Source organism: Legionella antarctica (assembly GCF_011764505.1).
Classification (GTDB): Bacteria; Pseudomonadota; Gammaproteobacteria; order Legionellales; family Legionellaceae; genus Legionella; species Legionella antarctica.
The window spans coordinates 653036-673618 of sequence record NZ_AP022839.1 but is presented as its reverse complement, the minus strand read 5'-3'; the positions used below and the strand labels follow the sequence as shown (position 1 = coordinate 673618).

Here is a 20583-nt window from a genome sequence, read left to right as displayed (position 1 = left end):
CAAACTACGATTTTACTTAACCTAACAACGGTGAAACTTAGTTCGCAAGAAATAATTTTTAGATTTATTATCTTGCGAAGTTCAGGAGCAACTCGATAAAACCAATAATTCTTTTAACCAAAAGCATTAATTCCAGTAATGTGTCTTCCTAAAACCAAGGTATGAACGTTATCCGTACCTTCATAAGTAAAGACAGATTCCAAATTAAGCATATGTCTAATGACATGATACTCAAGACTTATTCCATTCCCACCCATAAGATTCCTACATTTTCGAGCAATTTTCAATGCCTCACGACAGGCATTCCCCTTAGCTAGGGAAATCATAGTAGGAGTTTCTCTGCCCTGATCTTTCAAGCGGCCTATTTGAAGATTAAGGCACTGGGATTTAATAATTTCTGTATACATGTCCGCTAAGTCTTTTTGAATTAGCTGAAAAGAGGCCAAAGGTTTATCAAATTGTTTGCGCTCTAATAAGTAACCTCGAGCCATATCAAAACAATCCATAGCCGCCCCCATTGCCCCCCAGGCAATGCCGTAACGCGCCTGGCTTAAACAACTTAAAGCAGCTCCCAAACCCTTATCAGACCCTGGCAAAAAGTTTTCATCAGGAATAAAAACATTATCGAATACTAGTTCGCCAGTTACGGAGGCTCGGAGTGACATTTTTAATTTGATTTCAGGACAACTCACTCCCTTGGATTTCGTTTCAACAATAAATCCACGAATGCCCTGCTCTGTTTTGGCCCATACAATGGCAATATCGGCAATCGGAGCATTGGTAATCCACATTTTTGCGCCATTTAAGATCCAGCCATCTTCTATTTTTTTTGCATTAGTGCGCATACTGCCAGGATCTGAACCTGAATCGGGTTCGGTTAAACCAAAACATCCAATCACTTTGCCAGCAGCCATAGCAGGTAAAAAACGCATTCTTTGCTCTTCGTTACCAAACCGAAAAATAGGATACATGCATAAAGAGCTTTGCACTGAAACAAAACTGCGAAGGCCACTATCTCCTCGCTCCAGCTCCTGGCATACAAGACCATAAGCCACATAGGATGCTTCAGCACCTCCGTATTGCACAGGCAAGGTTAAACCCAATAAACCCAGATCTGCAGATTTTTGAATAAGCTCAGGAGGAAACTGTGCATCCTCAAAAGATTCTGCCATTAAAGGCACCACATCATTGCTTACAAAACGCGCCACACTGTCTCGTATCATGCGCTCGTCATCATGCAGTTGCTCATCAAGAAATAACAAGTCGTCCACTTTCTGTCTCCCTTTTTTCTGACTGTAATGCAATTACCGCCTCTACTATACTTTCCTGACTTGGTAATAAATAGTGCCAGGCGGTACCTAATGGAATAAAACAATCTTTCCCTGTGATTCGTTTGACCTTCAAATTGGATGATGTTTCTTCCATCAATAAGGTCATCAATCCTTCACTAAGCGAACCACTTTGTCTTCCTTCATCAACTATGAGAACACGCTTCGCCGAAGCTACTTCTTTTAAAATAGCCTCTTTAGGTAATGGACTCAACCAGCGCAAATCAACAATTTTTACCTCGATACCATATTGCTCCTGCACTATTTTAGCCGCCTGTCGGGATAAATAATAACCGTTGGCATAGGTCAAAATAACTGTATCGCCTTCACCATAAATCCCTACCTCCCCCAAAGAAATCATTTCTTGGGGGGAGGGATAATCAAAAAGCCAGCCATTATCTCCTGGAGAGTGTAAATCTTTAGTCATATACAAGGCTATAGGCTCTAAAAATACTACTACCCGCCCTTCCTGATAAGCTAAACGCATACAAGTACGAAGCATTTTTGCAGCATCCGGCCCGCTGGAAGGACAGGCAACAATCACTCCCGGTAAATCACGAAGCACCGTGAAGGAATTATCATTGTGAAAATGCCCGCCAAATCCTTTCTGATAAGCAAGAGAAGCGATTCTGAGTACCATGGGATTTTGATATTGGCCATTGGAAAAAAAAGACAACGTGGATGCTTCACCACGCAATTGATCTTCTGCATTATGCAGGTAAGCTAAAAACTGAATCTCCGGAACTGGAATAAATCCATTATGGGCTAATCCAATTGCCGTTCCCAGAATAGTGGTTTCGTCAAGAAGGGTATCAAAAACCCGGCGTTGGCCAAATCGCTCTTGCAGCTCCGCAGTAACTCGATAAACCCCACCCTTTTTACCTACATCTTCACCAAAGACCAGCATATTAGGATACTGCATCATCAAATCAGTCAAGGCAAAATTAATGTGTTGGCACAAGTTTCTTTTTTGCCCTAACTGACTGTATGTATTAGCAAACACTTGGGCTCGTTGGAGTTCATCAGGAATGGACAGGACTGGTTTTTTTTCTCTCTTAGGAACCAAAGAAGCCATGACTTCATTAGCGCTGCCCATTCGAGGTTCTCTTATCGCTTCAACCGCTTTAGCTTCAATCAAAGAACGATTATCCTGATACAGGTCTACTATGGCTTGCAAACTCATCCAACCTTCTTTATAGAGGATACCTGCAGTATGTAATAAAGGATCCTGAGCTTCTCGTTGTTCAATTTCAGCCTGAGTATTGTATTGCGATTCAATATCAGAACCTGCGTGTCCCAATAAACGCACACAATTCATGTGTAAAAAAACCGGTTGTTTTTTAATTCGTGCTAAATATTCTGCTTCGTGGGCTTTAGCGTATATATCAGCAATATTTAATCCATCACAGGCAATATAGTGTAACCCTGGGCGTGAGCTAACTGAGGATTTTATCCAGTTAGCGGGAGTAGGTACTGAGATACCAATACCATTGTCCTCACAAATAAATACTATTGGTAAAGGATAGTTTTGTTGGCTTATCCAGGAACAGGCATTCAAAGTAGTCTGGGTTGAGGCATGATTCGTTGAAGCATCCCCAAAAGAACAGAGTATCACAGAGTCTGCAGCAAGCTTACTGCGAAGGTTTAATTCTTTTGCCCGTGTAATGGATAACGCCGCACCCAAGGCCTTGGGCAAATGGGAGGCGATAGTCGATGTTTGCGGAGGAATATACAATGGAACACTGCCAAAAACCTTATGCCGACCACCAGAAATCGGGTCAGACGCGGCGGCAACCAGTGACAGCAAAATATCTTTGACTCCATTCGTGCTGGATAATTTCTTGGCACGTTGTAAGTAGAATCCCCCGCTGCGGTAATGCAAAAAGGCCATATCAGTAATTTTGAATACTTGCCCCAGCACTGCATTACCTTCATGACCACTACTGCCAATCGTATAAAAGGCCAACCCTTTTTCTTTTAATTGTCTGGATATTAAATCAAGAAGTCGTGATTTAATCTGGGAGTCGAAGAGATCCAGGGCAGTTTTTTTTTCTAATTCTGCCATTGTTGGACTGATATTACTGTTAAGTTCTGGAAAATCTGCCCGCACTACTCGTTTAAGAAACTGTTCATCAACTACTCTGGCTCTATCTAACATCACTACACCTTATAAAGATTGCGCAATGACCAGTAGAACTTTGGGATGCCCTCAAAAAATTAGTTATTTATAACCATATGATTTTAAATTAAAACTAATAAAATGATAACGCTCCCAGCTCAAATTCTGGCGTCCTTTCCTGGTGAATTATAAAGCAATTCATCACTTTGCCGATAACAAAGAAGAGAAGTATATACTCATTCAAAATGAACCGAAAGGATGGTGTATGGCCATTGAAATGAATAAATCACCCAGTGTTCGCCTAACCCCTGTGCAAGAGATCAAACTGGCCAAACCTGCAACAGAACTTTATGTTGGGCAAATTTTAAAAACCGTAGTCGTAACCGCGTTAACTAACGATCAAGTGCTCATTAACATTAATGGCCAAAATCTCAATGCAAAATCCTCTCACCATTTTATACCTGGAGAATTATTACAAGTAAAAGTAATCGCTAATACCGATGAAACCATTCTTGAGGTACAGCATCCTCATCGTTCATCTACCATTTTACAAAATACCCTATTATTGACCTTACCCAAACAGGCACCTCCCACCGGTCTTATCAATACGATGAATCAATTAGTGCATTTTGAAAACTTGCCTGAAAACATTCAGAAACAGATTACTGGCATTTTGAATAACTTTGTTTCTCTTACGGAATTACCCCAACAATTAAGATATGCTATCAATCAAAGTGGACTTTTTTTAGAATCTGCATTATTAAAATGGCAACGCAGCATGAATCCGAGAGGATTGAGGACTGATTTCAAAGGACAATGTCTCAGGTTGTTAAGTAGCTTACCGACTTCCAATAAAAAAAACAGCAGCTTATTACCCAAACCGGAGTCACCCCTATTAGAACAAGATTCATTACCGCTGCCTGGTGCAATTCCACAATCATTGCATAAAGATTCATTTGTCTATCTATTGGAACAATCTCCAGAAGAATTACAATCTATTTTGGCAGAGCAACTAGTCCAAGTGCTTGCGAGAATTACCGCCAGTCAAATTAATCATTTATCTAATGGCAATAAGGATGGTTATTTTATTATGCTCGATCTGCCTATAAGAACACCAGAGTCCATTGAGGTGATTCCATTGATGATTAAGCAGCATCAGGCAAAACCCATGCATCCATCGAGATGGTGTCTGTCCTTTGCTCTAAACTTGTCCCAACTGGGAGATATACAAGCCTCTGTATCACTTCATAGTAACAATATAGACATTAAAATTAATGTGCAAAAATCATCTACTATCGACATACTCAATCAACATCAACAGGAAATCGGAACGCTATTCAGTAAACTTGGTCTTAACTTGCATCATTGGAAATTGCAACTTGGATTGGAAAGTAATCATATTGATGTAACCAACTTACGATTATTGGATATACGCATATGAAAAAAAAGAAAAGTCTGGCGGTTGCCTTACGCTATGATGGTAAAGGAGCTCCTCTCGTTACCGCCAAAGGAGAAGGCATGATTGCCAAGCAAATCATTGCCACTGCAAAAGAGCATGGCATACCTCTGGAGCAAAACGAAGAGTTGACCACTTTATTATCAGCTGTAAGCATCAATGAAGAAATTCCTCAACCGCTTTACACGGCTGTAGCTCAGATATTAGCTTTTCTTTATTATGTTAATGGCAAACAACCAAAAGAATAAATATTCTGCATCCTTATTGGCAATAGATGGACTTATAATCTACAATTTGGTTAAATATAGAGGTGTGGAGTCATAATGAAAGGATTAATTGTATTAGGAATTTTTTTACTTACCACTGGGTGCGCCTGCAGAACTACCGAGATTGTTCAATTCAGACAAGTGACCGTTGCCCCAGTGGTTGAACCAGTAATTTTAGGTATCGAATACCCTGGCCCCATGGATGTCACTACAACAACCATTGATTATTATTGACGCTTAGATTTTTCTTCAATTACTCACATCACATAGTCTTTGGTTGACAATGACTTAATCTGCTCTTAAGCCAAACCTGTCTATAATATAAAGAAGAGACAGCAGTATTCGAGGCAACCGATGGCAACTCCGTTAACAATTTTCCAGGCCCAGGCTCAAGCTGTTTATATGAGTGAACTGGCTAAAATAGCTCAGGAGGAGGCAGTAAAGGAAAGCAACTTGCTTTCCTTTGATCCCCAAGGACGAGTGCTAATCGAGGTCACTCCTGATGCCAAACAAAAACAACGCATAATGGAAAAAATAAAAAATATAGCGCCTCCAGGGGAGTTAGAAATAGATATACAAGCCTTAACTTTAAATGAGGCTGTTGGCAAAATGGTTACACCGACTACAACAGTTAGCCTGGATATCAAAACTAATCCCCGGTTAAAAAATATATTTGATACTCAGTTAGAAAATGCTCTAAAGAAAATTGAGACACCTCAAGTTACAACACAAATAATGAATCAACTCACTACAAAGCCTAAAGGTAGTCTGATTGCTCTGCAACAGGAGTACTATTTCCATCTAGCCCTAGTCGCGCGAGTCTACGAAAAAGCAGCCCCTGAAGATTTATCTAGCGAAAAAATGGCGTCAATACACCATGCAGCTACTGCTGCAGTAAATAGCCTAGTGATAGAAGCCTATGCCAAAGCTCTGAAAGGAGCCATGAGAGGCAATACTCTGGACATGGCCAAATTAAATAAATCATTAGATAAAGCCCGAAAAGAACTATTACCCAAAGCTCACAACATCATGATGAAAGCAATAGTAAGCCATACGGGCGTTATTTTAACAAAAAAACAACTTAAAGAAATTACCAATCCCAAAGGAATTAAAGAAACTATAAAACATGTGGCTGAAGGAACTACTGCAACATCCAACGATATAGTACATCTAGATTCGGAAGTAGGTTTAGCCACCCTAATTGCCGGCTCGAAAAATACAGCCCATGACCGAATCGAAGGGAATCAGTTCGCCCATCGTCAACTCATTACCCATAGTTTAAAGGCTGATGGCCGTATTGAAGCAAATAAAAACCTTCGCATCCAAATTCGTACTCCATCTCCAGTCTTAAAGGAGGGCCTGGCGGACGATAATGCTTACATTAATGACGCAGTGACTAAACTGACCACCATTACAACAGATTACAAATTAGATAAACATCTAACCAGTGATGAGAACAAACCCAAAGCATTTATTTACAATAGTTATACTGCTTTAAACGATACCCTGGGTGATATAAATGGGAACTTACAAACTCAAAGCGCTGATCATATTTTACGTGGGGCGCATCGTTATAATGCACGACAACTACACAATAATCCCGATCCAGTATTTTGTTTTGTCCAAAACATCTCGGTCAATGGTTTTGGCGATACTTTAGGCTATGATACCGGCAATCCATTAAGGGAAGAATCCACCCTGATGACCGAGATGGCCTTATTGCATACTCTTTATGATGCATCTCCTGAACAACAAAATAAGATAGGTAAGGTATTTGATCAATACAAAAAATATCTCCAGACTCCTCATCGTCCGTCTTATTTTTCCAATTCTCAAGCAGGGAAAGAGGCTAAAGAAATGATCCAGTCTCTAAAAAGCGTATGGAAAGATAAAGTTAACCCAGTATCTGACAATATTCAGGAGAATGTAAACAACGGATTGAAAAATCTAATGGCCAATAATTTACATTTTGATCATGGATATTCCAAACTCTTTCAAGCTTTGTCAGTCTATGCTGAAGAAGCGTCCATTGGTGGATGTAAAAGCGGTAATGAGCGTGCTCAAGCGATTAATGGTCGTGTCGCGATCTTGGATAGTTTATCAGGCGGAAACGAAAATTCTGAAGGAATGCAAAAGATTAAAGAGGCTCTTTCTGCCTTGGCTAAAGGGGGAAATAATGTTCCTCAAACAGCCCAAGTTCTTAAAGAGGCTTTAGATACTGAATACAATAGAGTAGGCCTGCAAAGTGCTGCATCCGTTGTCAGTCTGGTTGACCAAGGTGCCTCAGCGAAGGTTGAAGCAAAAAATGGATTCCTCTGGTGGTGGACCTCTAGAAATTATGCCGAAGAACCTGACACGGTAATGGATAATCTTCATCAAAGTAAAGCAGGAAGTATGCAAGCGCACAAATCATTAACCCAATTGATGAAAGAAGCATGGGATTTTGGCCCCAAAAGCTGGTGGGATCGATTGAAATCAAGCCCTCTTGGTGCAGTGGGCGGAGTAATCGCTATTGTCATTCTTCCCATAGCAATTGGAGTTGGGATATATAACGCAATTGACAACATTGAAAGAGCAGCTAAGGAAAATGAGATACTCGACATCCAAGGTAGCGCTAATACGCATACAACAGGTGTTGAAAAAAATGAAAACAGCTATGCACGTATTGACCGTAAATTAGACAATAGTAGGGGGCATAAACATCCAAAAGGGATAAGAACACCTGATTATATAGAGGATGAGGCTCACCAAAAAGAAAATACCCATCCTGGTTTAACAATAGCAGCGAGTCTGCAAACTACAGCTCCTATCGGGATCTCATCTACCCGCATGAAAAAAGATGCGGAAGATAATGAGGATAGCGGATACACCCCTCAATAAACGTAAAATTTTAATTCTGTAAATCAGCCATCATGGTACCTGCTTAATTTAAGTGGTTCATCAGTCTGGACATTGAATGTTTTTCCATGCTAAACAACGGGTATTGTTTTTTATAAAATTGTCCATGAAAAAAATCACACTCTTTATCCTTTTATTATTAATTAATACAACCAGTTATGGGCTACCCAATGGTTTTGTTTATCTTCACGAGATTGCCCCAGACATCATTCAGGACATCCGTTACGCGACTGCTAATAATTTTATTGGCAGTCCTATTCCTGGATATGAAAAAAGAGTCTGCATTGTTACCAGACAAGCAGGAGAACAATTAAGAAAAGCACAACAGAAAATAAAGGCTAAAGGATACAGCCTTAAAGTCTATGATTGTTATAGACCGCAAAAGGCAGTAAATTATTTTTATCAATGGAGCCAGAATCCTGAAAAACAACAACAGAAGACCGCATTCTATCCGCGTGAAATAAAAAAAAATTTATTTAAGAACAATTACATTGCTCTTTATTCCGGTCATTCTCGGGGCAGCACAATTGATTTAACCCTTGTCAAATCAAGTAATCCGTCTAAAAATACCTCCAAAACTAATTTAATGCGTTGTTATGATCGTTCACCCAACTACCTTGATGATGATTCCATTAATATGGGAACCCGATTTGATTGTCTTGATAAAAGCGCCCATATTTATTACCCCAATTTAAGTAAAATCCAACAAAAAAACCGTTTGTTATTAAAAAAATTAATGCTCCGTCATGGATTCAGACCCTACTTATATGAATGGTGGCATTACACCCTCAACAATGAACCCTATCCCAGTACTTATTTTGATTTTCCTGTTAATTAATTCAAGGGATTCAAATGATCACAAAAAAACTACATTGATTATTTTTAGATCATCAAGTATCATCGTTATCCGTTTATCCAGATAATATTACCTTCGGAGAATTCAAAATGCGTATGACCAAACTGTTTTTGCTCTCTTTGGCACTTAGCGCTAACTCATTTGCTCAAGATGTCAAAGTAGTCGGAACTATAGAACATACTATTACTATACCGCAAAATAAAAACATAAATGCGAAACCCGCGACTCAACATATTAAGTTACTAAAAATACAATTATCTGATACAGCGCTTCTTGCTCTGACCCAAAGAACTACAGCAACAATTAATAAAACCACTGCTCAGTCTACTCCTGCCAATCTTCCTCACCAATTGGACCTTGGAATGAATAACGTACCCGTTTTAAACCAGGGTACCTTTGGATCTTGTGTTACTTTTGCAAACACTGCCGCCATCGATGCTGCATTAAATAAAGGAGACTATATAAGTCAGGTATGCCAATTACAGCTAGGACTGTATTTAGAAAGAAATGGCTATACTCCCAGTGGCTGGGATGGCTCTTATGGTCGTCTGGTTTTAAATCAAATGGACACCTTTGGCATCGTTAGTAAAGAAAAACAAAAAACACAAGGGTGTGGCGGTTTAACTGAGTACCCCACAACAGAAATGCCTTCCCAGGATACGGCAATGTCACCTGAACAATTCCATCAATTGAGCGAAAATCTTGCTGATATCACAGTAACCTGGTCTCCTATTCTAGATGTCTTTAACGCATTGTTAGATAGAACAAATACCGATAAAACCATTAATGATATTAAAGTGGCATTGAATGAAAAGGATAGAGTTACTTTTGGAGTTCTGCTTTTAGATTTTGATCTGGGTATGGCCGGTGCTGTTGGTACTCATAAAACTAATTTCGACTCCTGGGTTTTAACTCCTGAAATAGCTCGAGATATTTATCTGCGTCCATTATTTGGCGGGCATGAAATGATCATTACTGGTTATGATGATGATGCGATTGCCACAGATGATCAAGGCAGACAACACAGAGGTTTATTTACTTTGCGAAACTCATGGGGAGAGCATGTAGGCAACAAAGGTAACTTCTACATGTCTTATGATTACTTTAAAGTACTGGTGATTGAAGCTCAGCGGATCCGCAATCTTCCTGACGATGAAGAAAATCCCTCCGAATAAACATAGCCTCTGGATCCAAGAAAATCGAGTGAGAACCCTTTTCTCACTCGATTCAAGCGACCTTGCGAACTGTGAGGATACAACACGCCCAAACTTGCTTTGCCAAGACGACAAAAACACCAGTCCCAAGACAAAGTGCGCATTTTATAAGGTCTGTACCACTGCTAATTAACTTTATAGGTTATATGACACACATTCTTTGGTACCCGCGAACTTTTTACTCCATAGTACAAATCCTGCTCTAAAAAATCGCATGTTTGTTGGTCGCTTAAATCATCCAGACATTGAGATAAAGTCTGGTTGGAACAAACAGGAAAAATAGCGTCTGAAGAGCCTAATGCCTGATACCGTTCTTCCCCCCATCCATTTAAACTAGTTGTGTAATAGGTAGTATAATTTTTAATGGCCCTTTGTTTATCCAGACTAAAAATTTTCATTCCCGGATTATTGTGATGATTACGGCTAATTGAAGGAGTTGAGTAAACATATATATTGGAATTATCATTTAAATGAATTTTTCTTAACTCATCCATATGAGTATGCCCGCTAAGCAGAGTCACCTGATCATAAGAAGAATGATATTTTTCTAACAAATTTAGAAAGATTTGAGTATACCGCTCTTGAAAAAATAAGGTTCCGTTGTAGGCATTACCTGGGGGAATATGCATGGCAATTAATAATTGCCTGGCATGATTTCTTTTTAACTGATCTTCCAGCCATGCTAATTGTGCTAATGCATCTCGCTCCTGATTAGGATATTTAGGTGAAAAAAAAGGCATTCTTACCCATTGCGTCGAATTTAGCGCAATTAATATAATGCCTTTGTCATCGGGAATAACATAACTGGAATAATATCCTTCCTTACGCATCCGCGAGTCATCAATCATCAATCCATCACAATGAGTACAAGCACCCGTCCAATCCGTTGCAAAAGTTAACGGAGATTTATCTTCAAACTCAAAAGGCTGGTAATTACCAAGCAATGAATCATTATTACCCGTAATATAAAAAATCGGTTTTGATCGTTTATCCGCTTCGTATAATCCATGAAATACCGTTCTCTCGAACTCCTCTTTTTTAGGCGTTACAAATAGGGAGTGAGTCGGTATATCTCCCAAAAAGAGAATAAAATCGACGCCATTAATTAATTTTTTAAACTTATTTAAGGTTATTTCTAAAAATTCACTACCCGTATCCATACCTTCTTTTGAGGTGTTTTCACTTCCATAATGAATATCACTTATGGTTAAAAACCTTGGATTGGCAAAAGTAGAAGACAATAAACTTAAGGTCAATAAAACCACTTGCAAGATCAAACTCAATTAACTCTCCAATTTTTCTAAACATCACCCAGAGGCTCTTACAATCCTTCATACTGCAACTCGTTTGTGGTATCCAGAAATTCAGTGCCAGAAAAAGCTTCCCTTCTGAATTATACCGCTTCCCGAATAATCCATGAACGCTGTCCTATATCTGAAACTGTTGGGGTCTGCATCCAAAGCATCATGGGTTTACCAGTAGGGCTAATGGATAAAACCTTGGAGGACAAAGCAACAGCAAAAGAATATTTCTGAGCTACTGTGCGCAAAGCAGACCATACTTTACTTGCATCAGGTTGGTTATCAGTAACAATCAATTCATTTCCTCGATAGACAACATTTACTGCCTGACCTCTAAGAGCAAGTCTGATTAACGATTCCAGACGTCGCCACTTGGCCTGATGACTTCTTTGCACGTCTCCCTGAGTAGGATTCGTTTGGAATTTAATACGGCTATGGGGTCCAAAAACGCGGGCTAAGTGGTTTGATCCAGGACTTTGCTGCAGAAAATAAGTACATAAGGCATCTAACAAAGGACGGCCAGGGCCTGCTGATTTTCCTGGTAATCGGTTTATATACATCGCAAAAGCCAGAGTATGACCGTTAGTCGTATATAAGTAACCAGAAAGACTGTTCATTCCTGTCATGGTTCCTGTTTTAGCCCGAACAAATCCTTGCTGAGTTGGGATTTTGAATCGTTTTTGTAATGTGCCATCACGCCCTGATATAGGTAATGACGCTATGTATTCATAAGACAAAGGAAAACGTTGGTACAAAAATTTTAATAAAGAAATAGTTTGTTCTGGAGTGACTAAATTATAGCGAGATAAGCCTGAGCCATCAGTAAAAATGGCTTTTTTCAAATCAACTCCTGTTTGTTGTTCTAAAAATTTTTTAATCACTGGTTGTGCTTCATCCCAATTGAGAGGGGAGCCATTTATTTGAGAAGCGGTGTGTAAATACAGGCTATCAGCATATAAGTTGTCTGATGGTTTTAACGTATCAGCCATGAGCTGGGAAACAGGTTTGGAGTGTTCTGTAGCGATAAGCAATGAGCCAGTAGGCGCTGTGCCTAAATTCACTTGACCATAAAGTATAATATTAGCTTTCATTAATTGATTTTTGATCACTCTTTGCGCGTACATTAATGGATTTTTTATAGCCAAACGTTGTTGCACCGCCCACTGTCCAAGAGCGACACAACCCCGCACGCTTAAATTATTATTTTATCCAAAGTAAAGCCTACTCCGCAATCCTTAGCACTGGCTGCAGTTTTAGTTTGATTATTAATAACAATTGCCCCTTCATTATCATCACTCACTTCAATTATAGCGGGATCACCAACCTTGGCTCCAGGGTTAACCGTGACAGTCAACCGATTGGAGTCCAGCATTAGAGGTGCTACAGGAGCACCATAACTATAAATTAAATCGGAGGTTAGCCAACCGGGAGGATAAGCGTTTACTGAAGCCAGACTGCTGTCAATAACCACATCCCCTTGAATAGCAATGATATTCCACTCTTTGAGTGAGGCGAGTAAAATTCTTAAATCATCACTGGTGAACGAAGGATCGCCACTTAGATGTAAATAAAGGTTCCCTTGAAGAACTCCTTGTTGTAACTGACTGGCACTGGTACTCAACTGATTTTTAAATCGATAGTCTGGGCCAAGCGCCATTAGAGTAGCCGCCTCAGAAAAGAGTTTCATATTACTGGCAGGAATATACAAACGTTCGGCATTTCTACTATAAAGAGTTTGACCCGAGGACAAATCGACAACTACCATTCCTAGATTGACGTGTGGATTGAGACGATTAATTAGCCTGTCCACACTGATCTGCATGCTTGCACCAAACGATGACATGAACCCTAACACCCACAAACAAATGCCTGTTAATGTCCTTTTCATCGAGGTAGATTCCTTTAAATATGAAACAAATAATATTTCTAATGATTAATCATATCTCAAGCCCAATCGCTCCAAAAGCCCTGCGAGGGTATCATTATCAAAAAATTTAACGTTTAACCAACCGCCTTCTTCATTATCGTTTATAATTTGTACAGGAGCACCTACTTGCTCTGATAATATGGTTTGCAACCGCTCAATATCTCTGTCCTTTTTAGCGTTCTTAGGGACATCCAGAGGTTTCTTTTTATAGGATTTTATCGCGTGTTCCAGCTGTCTTACCGACCACTGTTCTTGTCTAGATTGATTGGCAAACCATTCTTGCTGCTCTGGATTTAAGCCAACAAGAACTCGGGCATGGCCCAAAGACAGAATTTTGTCACGAATAAATGATTTAACTAATTCAGTCAGGGTGAGTAGACGTAAAATATTAGCAACATGACTGCGTGATTTCCCAACCAAAACAGCAATTTCATCTTGTTGATAATGAAACTCGTCGATCAAACGTCGATACCCACTGGCCTCTTCAATTAAGTTTAAATCCTGCCGCTGAATATTTTCAATTAAGGTCAGGGCACAGGCCTGTTTATCAGTATACTCACCAATTAAACAGGGAATCTCCTGCAATCCCGCTAATTTAGCAGCTCGCCAGCGTCTTTCTCCAGCAATAATCTCATAAAGCTGTTTAGCAATTGAACGGACCACTAATGGTTCAATTAATCCCTGTGCCGCTATAGATTGTGCTAATTCCTGTAAGGCGACAGAATTAAAATCCTGCCTGGGCTGATATTGACCAGCCTGCAAACATTCAATAGGTAAATATATAAACTCGGTTGGCATGAAGAAGTTACCTGATAATTAGACAAATAATTGTTTCACAATTCGTAAAAAAAAGAAACAGCTAAAGCCATTTTGATGTTTGTTTCAGTACACTCTTTTTCGTCAGTTGCTATTGCTTTACGATAAGATAAAAATACAATCAAAATAATACTTAATGCAATGAATCCGCGAAATACGAGAAAGAGTGGATGATAAAAAGAATCCAAATTAAACCAAACAACTGCAAATTTAATTTCACTCCATAGAATAAAAGACTTGATAAGTAGGCTCACTATCACTTTGACCATTACTATCGATGAAATGTGGCCTTATTCAAACCTCAACAATTGAGTTCATTTTTTCTTCATCAAGTTCCTCATATCCTTTGGTTAATGCTTTAATTTATCCATGATAAAAAACGCCAGAGAATCAATTGCTTTATTTGCCACTTCCTTTTTAATTAAGGACACATGGACCTCTTTTAAAGAAGGTAGAAAATAATCATCCAGCCTATCTAAGTAGCTAGGAATCATACTGCGTTGTATGGCTGTAATCCCAAGACCTGCCTGAACCGCTGCCATTTTACCCGCGTAACTGGGGCTGCTAAACGCCAGGCGCCATTTTAGATGATGTTGATTTAGTGACTCAATCACATCGCCCCGATAGACACAAGGAATCGGTGAGAGAATTAAAGGAATTATGGCTTTTTCATTAAGAGCTGGTAATAGCTCTTTTTTGCCGACCCATTCCACCGGCTCATTCCATACCATGACGCCTTCAGATATTTGATTTTTTTCATTCGTTTTTATCAAAATCAAATCAAACTCGTCTTGTTGAAATCGTTCAATTAAGTTCATAGTTAGATCGCACTCCACATTAAGCATTACTCTGGGATGAAGTCTTGAAAATTCAACCAAGATATCGGAGAGCATCATCGATGCAAAGTCTTCAGGTAGACCAAAGCGAAGCTCACCTTTAAGCTCAGGAGTTTTAAATCGATCAAGTGATTCGCGGTGCAGTTCATAAATTCGTTTGGCATAGCTTAAAAAAAGCTCTCCATCTGGAGTTAACGATAATTCTCGCCCACGAGTAATTAATTTTTTTTCAATTAGATTTTCAAGTTTAGCAATTTGCTGACTGATAGCGGATTGAGTTCGGCCCACACGAGAGGCAGCTTTTGTAAAGCTTTGAGTTTCAGCCACAGCTAAAAAGCATTGTAAGGTTACTGTATCTAGTGACATTAGAATCCCTAATAATAAACATAAATATTTTTAATTTAACTTATATCAGAATATCTAATATATTCTCATTGTATCAAAACAATTTCTAATGGGGAATGATGTGAATACAATAGTTCAAATTTTTTTATGTCTCATGTTAGCCTGTCCGGTTATAGCACTTGTATTTAACTGCATTTTAATTTCTCGACAAGTCGTTGCAGCGCGTTTCGCAGGATATTGTATTGGGGTAGGGTTTTTGATTGGGGTGGGATTACTTTTATATTTATCCTTATCACAAAATCCTACAGTATACTTGTTAATCAGCCTTAATACACTGAGCTTGTTGTTATGTAGTTTGGTTTTATTGGTCAGTTTTGTCGTGCATCGCTTTTCATTAAGATACATGTATGGGGACAAACTCTACAGGCGCTTTTTTCTTCTTTTATCAGGACTCACATTGACGGCACTACTTATGGTTCTTGCCGATAATTTATTTTTGTTCTGGTCTGCTTGGTCGCTTTCTAATGTATTGCTAGTACTATTGATGGTGCATAAACAAGAGTGGATTGCCTCGAAAAATTCTGGCCTTTTGGCTTTTTATACCCTGGCTTCAGGCAGTGCGTGCTTACTCGTAGCATTTGCTCTTTTAAACTTAACTTATTCTACTCAATCTATTTCAGCCCTGACTCAACTATCCAATCTTGGTCACGCCTCATTGTTTCCTCTTTCCATGAGCCTAATCTTAGTTGCAGCGATGATCCAGTCTGGATTATTTCCTTTTCATCGATGGCTTATCAGCTCTTTAAATTCGCCAACTCCAGTTTCTGCATTAATGCACGCAGGTCTTGTGAATGGAGGAGGAATTCTCGTCGTGAAATTTGCACCACTGATGATGCTTTATCCAGGATTATTATCTGTACTGTTTATAGTCGGTTCCATCTCAGCGTTACTTGGTACTATCTGGAAGCTGATGCAACATGATATTAAAAAAATGTTGGCCTGCTCTACTATGGCGCAAATGGGTTTTATGATGATGCAATGTGGTGTGGGTTTATTTGCTGCAGCCATTGCCCATCTGTGTTGGCATGGTTTGTTCAAAGCTTATCTGTTTCTAAGCTCAGGCTCTGCAGTGAAACAAAAAAAATCAGATGCCAGTTTTTCGAAAGCATCACCGATGATGCTCATCACCTCTCTTGTCGGTGGCATGGCCGCAATGTTTTGTTTTGCTCTTGTCACCAATAAAACCATCTCGTTGTATCAAGCAAGTGCTTTCGTCTTGTTTTTTGCCTTCATTGCTGGTGCGCAACTCATGCTCACTTGGATTCGCGTTCACCAAACAGTTTTAAGTCGAGTCTCAGGGCTTGTTCTTGCTTCATTTTCCGGGATTATGTATGGCGCAAGCATCCAACTTATTCAATGGTTGATTCCAGGACTATCAACACTACAAGCACCCCACTTATCTTTAATCCATTGGGCCATGATGAGTTTGTTTGGTGTCTTTTGGGCTGTATTTAATCTTGGATCGCATAAAACCATGAGCCAATCAAAACTGGGCTGTTGGCTTTATATGAATTTGTTTAATTCAAGCCAGCCTTCTAGAAAAACAATGACTGCTTTACGAAACGATTACAACTACTAATGGTATTGAGGAGTATTTATGACTGGTGCAAAAATGTTAACTAAACAAGATATGACAAGGACAGAAATTAAAAAGGCAAAGGTGACCTACCATCCAGGTAAAAGCATAGGCCTTGAACTACAAGCCTTGGTGCACAACGCTGCAAAATGCATCGCTCCGGTTTGGCCACTTGAAACTTTTATTGCTTGTAATCCATTACAAGGGTTTGAAGCACAAACGTTTGAAGAAGCGCTCGCTCAGGGGGGATTTAGGCGCCAAAGAGCCGAACGCAACCTGCAATTGGAAGAGGTTAATCTTCAGATGATTAAATGGTGTGGTGGCTTTTTTGATGCTGGACAAGGCAGTATTGACATGCCTCATCGCGACAAGGGCTTTTATTTTGGATTCCTAAAATTAGCATATTTTGATAAGCAATTGCACAACAATAAAAAAGAAGCAAAAGATTTTTTGCAGAAATTACCAGAGTCTGCAGAAGAAGCCATTAAAACATGCCTTTTAAGGCTTCATGTTCCTCAAGGACAAGAAGAGACTTTTTTTTCACAAACATTTTGCTATTTACCTGGCTGGGCAGGATTTGTGAAATGGAAGACCGATTGGCAGAATGTAAAGAAGCAAGGAGAAACTCCAGTCACTCTTACTGATTTTCTTGCAGTGCGCTTAGTGCTGACCTGCTTACTTTGGCCCGATGCAGCCAAAGAAAAAAAAAGCGCCGAAGATGGCACTTTAGTTAAAAAAATGCTGGCACAATTAGAAAGCAATGAGGCCTCCTACCGGAAAAAGCTACTAAATCTGCTTTTGCCAGAGGTAAAAAAAGAAGCCTCTCATTCCTTGCGAAGAAATGCGCAGTTGGTTTTTTGCATTGATGTTCGTTCCGAACCATTTCGTCGCGCCATCGAGTCATTAGGAGCATATGAAACCTTTGGTTTTGCCGGATTTTTTGGCCTTCCTGTTCTTATCAATGAATTAGATAGCAATAAAAACAAAGAGTGTTGCCCGGTTTTATTAAAACCTAAATATAAAATCAAAGAAATATCGGCTGCAAATAAAGACGATTTTGAGCGTTATCGAAGAGGACAAGTTTTGATTAGTAGTTGTAAAAGCCTTTATACACAACTCAAAAATAATGTATCCACACCATTTGCCTTAGTGGAATCCTTAGGGTTTTGGTATGGTTTGAACATGACTTTAAAATCCTTGTCACCAAAATTAAGTAACAATTCACGATCAGCAATCAAAAATTGGTTAAAACCTCCTCTCCTCACCAAAGTGGCTTATGAGTTAAGTGAAAACGATGCGGAGCAAGGTTTATCGTTGCAAGAGCAGATTAGTTACGCCGAAACGGTATTACGTCTCATGGGGCTGACTTCCGGTTTTGCCAAACTCATTATTCTCTGCGGCCATGGAAGTAGTACCGAAAATAATCCTTACGCTTCTGCTCTAGATTGCGGTGCTTGTGGCGGAAATCATGGCGGTATTAATGCTCGATTATTAGCATCCATTCTCAATAAACCAGAGGTTCGAAGAGGCCTGGAAGACTGTGGCATGCACATTCCTTTAGATACCCGATTTTACGGAGCCTTACACAATACAACCACTGACTCCATAGAACTTTATACAGAAGAGGTAACAACATCGATTTATCCTGAACTTATAAATCAACTTCACAATGATTTAAAAAAAGCCAGGATTATAACTAATCAAGAACGGGCAGCAAACTTACATAGTTGTAGTTCTCATAAAGACATCACACGAAGAAGTTTGGACTGGTCTGAAACACGTCCTGAATGGGGCTTGGCACGAAATGCTGCCTTTATTGTGGCCCCTCGTCATTTGACAAAAAACATCTCTCTTGATGGTCGTTGTTTCTTACATTCGTATCGTTTTGAGCAAGATCTCGAAGGAGCATTCCTCGAGACGATTTTGACGGCACCTATGGTGGTCGCTGAATGGATAAATACACAATATTTGTTTTCTACCTTAAATAACGTCGCTTTTGGAAGTGGTAGCAAAATTACCCAAAATGTGGTTGGAACCATTGGGGTAATGCAAGGCAATGGAAGCGACCTCTTGCACGGTCTTCCCCTTCAATCAGTTATGAGCTCTGATGACCAAGCCTATCATGAACCACAGCGTTTATTGACGGTTGTTTATGCACCCAGAGAGATGGTTTCTCAAGCGATTGACAAACACCCCATCTTAAAAAACTTATTTTTTAACCAATGGGTGCATCTGGTAGTTATCGATCCCATGAATCAAGTTTCTTATCAATTAAACCAATCAGGTGACTGGAGTTTAGTAGAATACTAACTAGGAGATAAAAAAATGAGTGTGATTAAAGTTCAAGAGAAAAAAGATATTGGGATTAATTTACATCCAATGAAAAAAATTGAGATTATTGTTGCTGGAGAACACGAGCACCTGATTATTTCCATGATGGACGAAGCATCGGTTACAGGATATACACTGATAAGAAATGTCTCTGGAAAAGGGCATCATGGCTTTCATGAAGGGAAAATGATGTTTAATGACAAATCCTCTTTAGTGTTGTTTATTGCAGTCGCACCTGAAGAGGTGATTGTGACCCTTGCTTTAGGCATGAAAACCTTGTTTCAAAACGAGTCTGGAGTCATGTTTGTTTCCGATGTTTCGGTTGCAAGGCTTGACTATTTTCATATTATGAATTCTTAATCATGTACTATAAAGATCAGAGCGTTTTATTAGCATCGAAACATGAAAAAGAACAAGCTATTGCTAAGCCTTTCATGAATAAACTATCGTGCACCTTGAAGGTGCGCGATTTTGACACCGACCAATTTGGCACGTTTACAGGAGAGATTGCGCGAACCTTAAGCCCCTATCAAACCTGCCTCTTAAAAGCAAAAACGGCAGCAGAGCACTTTGACTGTGTGCTAGCGGTTGCCTCTGAAGGAAGTTTTGGACCTCATCCAGCCTTTCCCCTTCTACCAAGCGCTCATGAATTGATGGTATTTATTGATAGAGAGCATAATTGGGTGATTGCAGAGCAGTCAGTTAGCCCAAAAACAAACTATGCAATGATAACCATTAATGAGCAGACTGAGATTGATAGCTTTCTTAAGCGAGCTCAATTTCCTCCTCATGCACTTATTGTACAAGCAAATTCTGATAACCGTGTTGTTGCTAAAGGCATTAACGATATAGATACCCTGATTCATCATTTAACTATTGGTTTTAAAACTGAAAAAGAACTTCTTTTAGCAACGGATATGAGGGCTATGATGAATCCCACTCGAATGGAAGGTATTGCTGAGTTAGCCGAAAAATTAGCGCTGCGGATTGCTACTTTGTGTGTTCAATGTACCTGTCCAGGTTTTGGATTTAAAGCGACTCGAGGCAAACTGCCTTGTTCTCTTTGTGGTTCTCCAACCTCATTTTATGAAGAAGAGGTATGGGGGTGTATTCGGTGTGATCATCAGGAATATAAAATGCGACACGATGGTTTGTTTACAGCAGATTCTACGCATTGCGATTATTGTAACCCTTAATCAACATGTATCTTTCATTAGTAAACCCGCGTCAGGTAAGTTATGAAGCTATTTTTTT

The 20583-nt window shown here is 39.5% G+C and carries 15 protein-coding genes and 1 pseudogene; 10 read left to right on the top strand and 6 right to left on the bottom strand.

Annotated elements, in window-relative coordinates; genetic code table 11:
* Positions 1-113: 113 nt before the first annotated feature.
* Together HRS36_RS03345 and HRS36_RS03340 are read right to left on the bottom strand one after the other, a co-directional pair.
* Positions 114-1271, bottom strand: coding sequence for an acyl-CoA dehydrogenase family protein (locus HRS36_RS03345; RefSeq protein WP_173236238.1), 1158 nt, complete (start codon positions 1269-1271; stop codon positions 114-116).
* Entirely contained in the window at positions 1249-3486 is a 2238-nt protein-coding gene (locus HRS36_RS03340) for a thiamine pyrophosphate-dependent enzyme (protein ID WP_173236237.1), read from the bottom strand. Before HRS36_RS03340 ends, HRS36_RS03345 begins: the two co-directional genes overlap by 23 nt.
* Before the next feature lie 142 nt (positions 3487-3628).
* Between HRS36_RS03340 and fliK the strand changes: the two genes are divergently transcribed.
* From fliK to HRS36_RS03310, 6 genes are all read left to right on the top strand, one after another.
* Positions 3629-4888: a flagellar hook-length control protein FliK gene (gene fliK / locus HRS36_RS03335; protein WP_226905558.1), complete on the top strand. Its 1260-nt coding sequence runs from the start codon at positions 3629-3631 to the stop codon at positions 4886-4888.
* Positions 4885-5151: an EscU/YscU/HrcU family type III secretion system export apparatus switch protein gene (locus HRS36_RS03330; RefSeq protein WP_173236236.1), complete on the top strand. Its 267-nt coding sequence runs from the start codon at positions 4885-4887 to the stop codon at positions 5149-5151. The genes fliK and HRS36_RS03330 overlap by 4 nt, the downstream gene beginning before the upstream one ends.
* Before the next feature lie 75 nt (positions 5152-5226).
* Positions 5227-5403, top strand: coding sequence for a hypothetical protein (locus HRS36_RS03325; protein ID WP_173236235.1), 177 nt, complete (start codon positions 5227-5229; stop codon positions 5401-5403).
* 120 nt (positions 5404-5523) lie between these two features.
* Complete coding sequence (locus tag HRS36_RS03320; RefSeq protein ID WP_173236234.1) at positions 5524-8049, top strand: hypothetical protein; 2526 nt, start codon at positions 5524-5526, stop codon at positions 8047-8049.
* Positions 8050-8173: 124 nt separating this feature from the next.
* On the top strand, positions 8174-8905 hold the full coding sequence (locus HRS36_RS03315; RefSeq protein WP_173236233.1) for a M15 family metallopeptidase: 732 nt from the start codon (positions 8174-8176) through the stop codon (positions 8903-8905).
* Positions 8906-9012: 107 nt separating this feature from the next.
* A complete protein-coding gene (locus HRS36_RS03310) occupies positions 9013-10098 on the top strand; it encodes a C1 family peptidase (RefSeq protein WP_173236232.1) in 1086 nt (361 codons plus the stop codon).
* Positions 10099-10262: 164 nt separating this feature from the next.
* On the opposite strand, the gene HRS36_RS03305 is transcribed toward HRS36_RS03310, so the two are convergent.
* From HRS36_RS03305 to HRS36_RS03290, 4 genes and pseudogenes are all read right to left on the bottom strand, one after another.
* A complete protein-coding gene (locus HRS36_RS03305; protein WP_173236231.1) occupies positions 10263-11420 on the bottom strand; it encodes a metallophosphoesterase in 1158 nt (385 codons plus the stop codon).
* Between the two features lie 110 nt (positions 11421-11530).
* Positions 11531-13326, bottom strand: a pseudogene (dacB, locus tag HRS36_RS03300) (D-alanyl-D-alanine carboxypeptidase/D-alanyl-D-alanine endopeptidase).
* A gap of 45 nt (positions 13327-13371) precedes the next feature.
* Positions 13372-14163, bottom strand: a complete 792-nt coding sequence (locus HRS36_RS03295; protein ID WP_173236230.1) for a ParB/RepB/Spo0J family partition protein — start codon at positions 14161-14163, stop codon at positions 13372-13374.
* A 368-nt stretch (positions 14164-14531) separates the two neighbouring features.
* Complete coding sequence (locus HRS36_RS03290; protein WP_173236229.1) at positions 14532-15383, bottom strand: LysR substrate-binding domain-containing protein; 852 nt, start codon at positions 15381-15383, stop codon at positions 14532-14534.
* A gap of 100 nt (positions 15384-15483) precedes the next feature.
* On the opposite strand from HRS36_RS03290, the gene HRS36_RS03285 reads away from it, so the two are divergent.
* From HRS36_RS03285 to HRS36_RS03270, 4 genes are read left to right on the top strand one after another with little or no spacing between them, the layout of a single operon-like run.
* On the top strand, positions 15484-17001 hold the full coding sequence (locus HRS36_RS03285) for a proton-conducting transporter transmembrane domain-containing protein (protein ID WP_226905557.1): 1518 nt from the start codon (positions 15484-15486) through the stop codon (positions 16999-17001).
* An 18-nt stretch (positions 17002-17019) separates the two neighbouring features.
* On the top strand, positions 17020-19308 hold the full coding sequence (locus tag HRS36_RS03280; RefSeq protein WP_173236227.1) for a DUF2309 domain-containing protein: 2289 nt from the start codon (positions 17020-17022) through the stop codon (positions 19306-19308).
* Between the two features lie 15 nt (positions 19309-19323).
* Positions 19324-19689: a P-II family nitrogen regulator gene (locus HRS36_RS03275; protein ID WP_173236226.1), complete on the top strand. Its 366-nt coding sequence runs from the start codon at positions 19324-19326 to the stop codon at positions 19687-19689.
* A gap of 2 nt (positions 19690-19691) precedes the next feature.
* The gene (locus tag HRS36_RS03270; protein ID WP_173236225.1) at positions 19692-20525 is read left to right on the top strand and encodes a DUF6671 family protein; all 834 of its coding nucleotides are present in this window, start codon (positions 19692-19694) and stop codon (positions 20523-20525) included.
* Positions 20526-20583: the final 58 nt, after the last annotated feature.

Coding starts and splice junctions, on each gene's coding strand:
- HRS36_RS03295 (WP_173236230.1), bottom strand. CDS start 14,163: ATGCCAACCGAGTTTATATATTTACCTATTGAATGTTTGCAGGCTGGT.
- HRS36_RS03340 (WP_173236237.1), bottom strand. CDS start 3,486: ATGTTAGATAGAGCCAGAGTAGTTGATGAACAGTTTCTTAAACGAGTA.
- HRS36_RS03290 (WP_173236229.1), bottom strand. CDS start 15,383: ATGTCACTAGATACAGTAACCTTACAATGCTTTTTAGCTGTGGCTGAA.
- HRS36_RS03315 (WP_173236233.1), top strand. CDS start 8,174: ATGAAAAAAATCACACTCTTTATCCTTTTATTATTAATTAATACAACC.
- HRS36_RS03310 (WP_173236232.1), top strand. CDS start 9,013: ATGCGTATGACCAAACTGTTTTTGCTCTCTTTGGCACTTAGCGCTAAC.
- HRS36_RS03325 (WP_173236235.1), top strand. CDS start 5,227: ATGAAAGGATTAATTGTATTAGGAATTTTTTTACTTACCACTGGGTGC.
- HRS36_RS03275 (WP_173236226.1), top strand. CDS start 19,324: ATGAGTGTGATTAAAGTTCAAGAGAAAAAAGATATTGGGATTAATTTA.
- HRS36_RS03270 (WP_173236225.1), top strand. CDS start 19,692: ATGTACTATAAAGATCAGAGCGTTTTATTAGCATCGAAACATGAAAAA.
- HRS36_RS03280 (WP_173236227.1), top strand. CDS start 17,020: ATGACTGGTGCAAAAATGTTAACTAAACAAGATATGACAAGGACAGAA.
- HRS36_RS03320 (WP_173236234.1), top strand. CDS start 5,524: ATGGCAACTCCGTTAACAATTTTCCAGGCCCAGGCTCAAGCTGTTTAT.
- HRS36_RS03330 (WP_173236236.1), top strand. CDS start 4,885: ATGAAAAAAAAGAAAAGTCTGGCGGTTGCCTTACGCTATGATGGTAAA.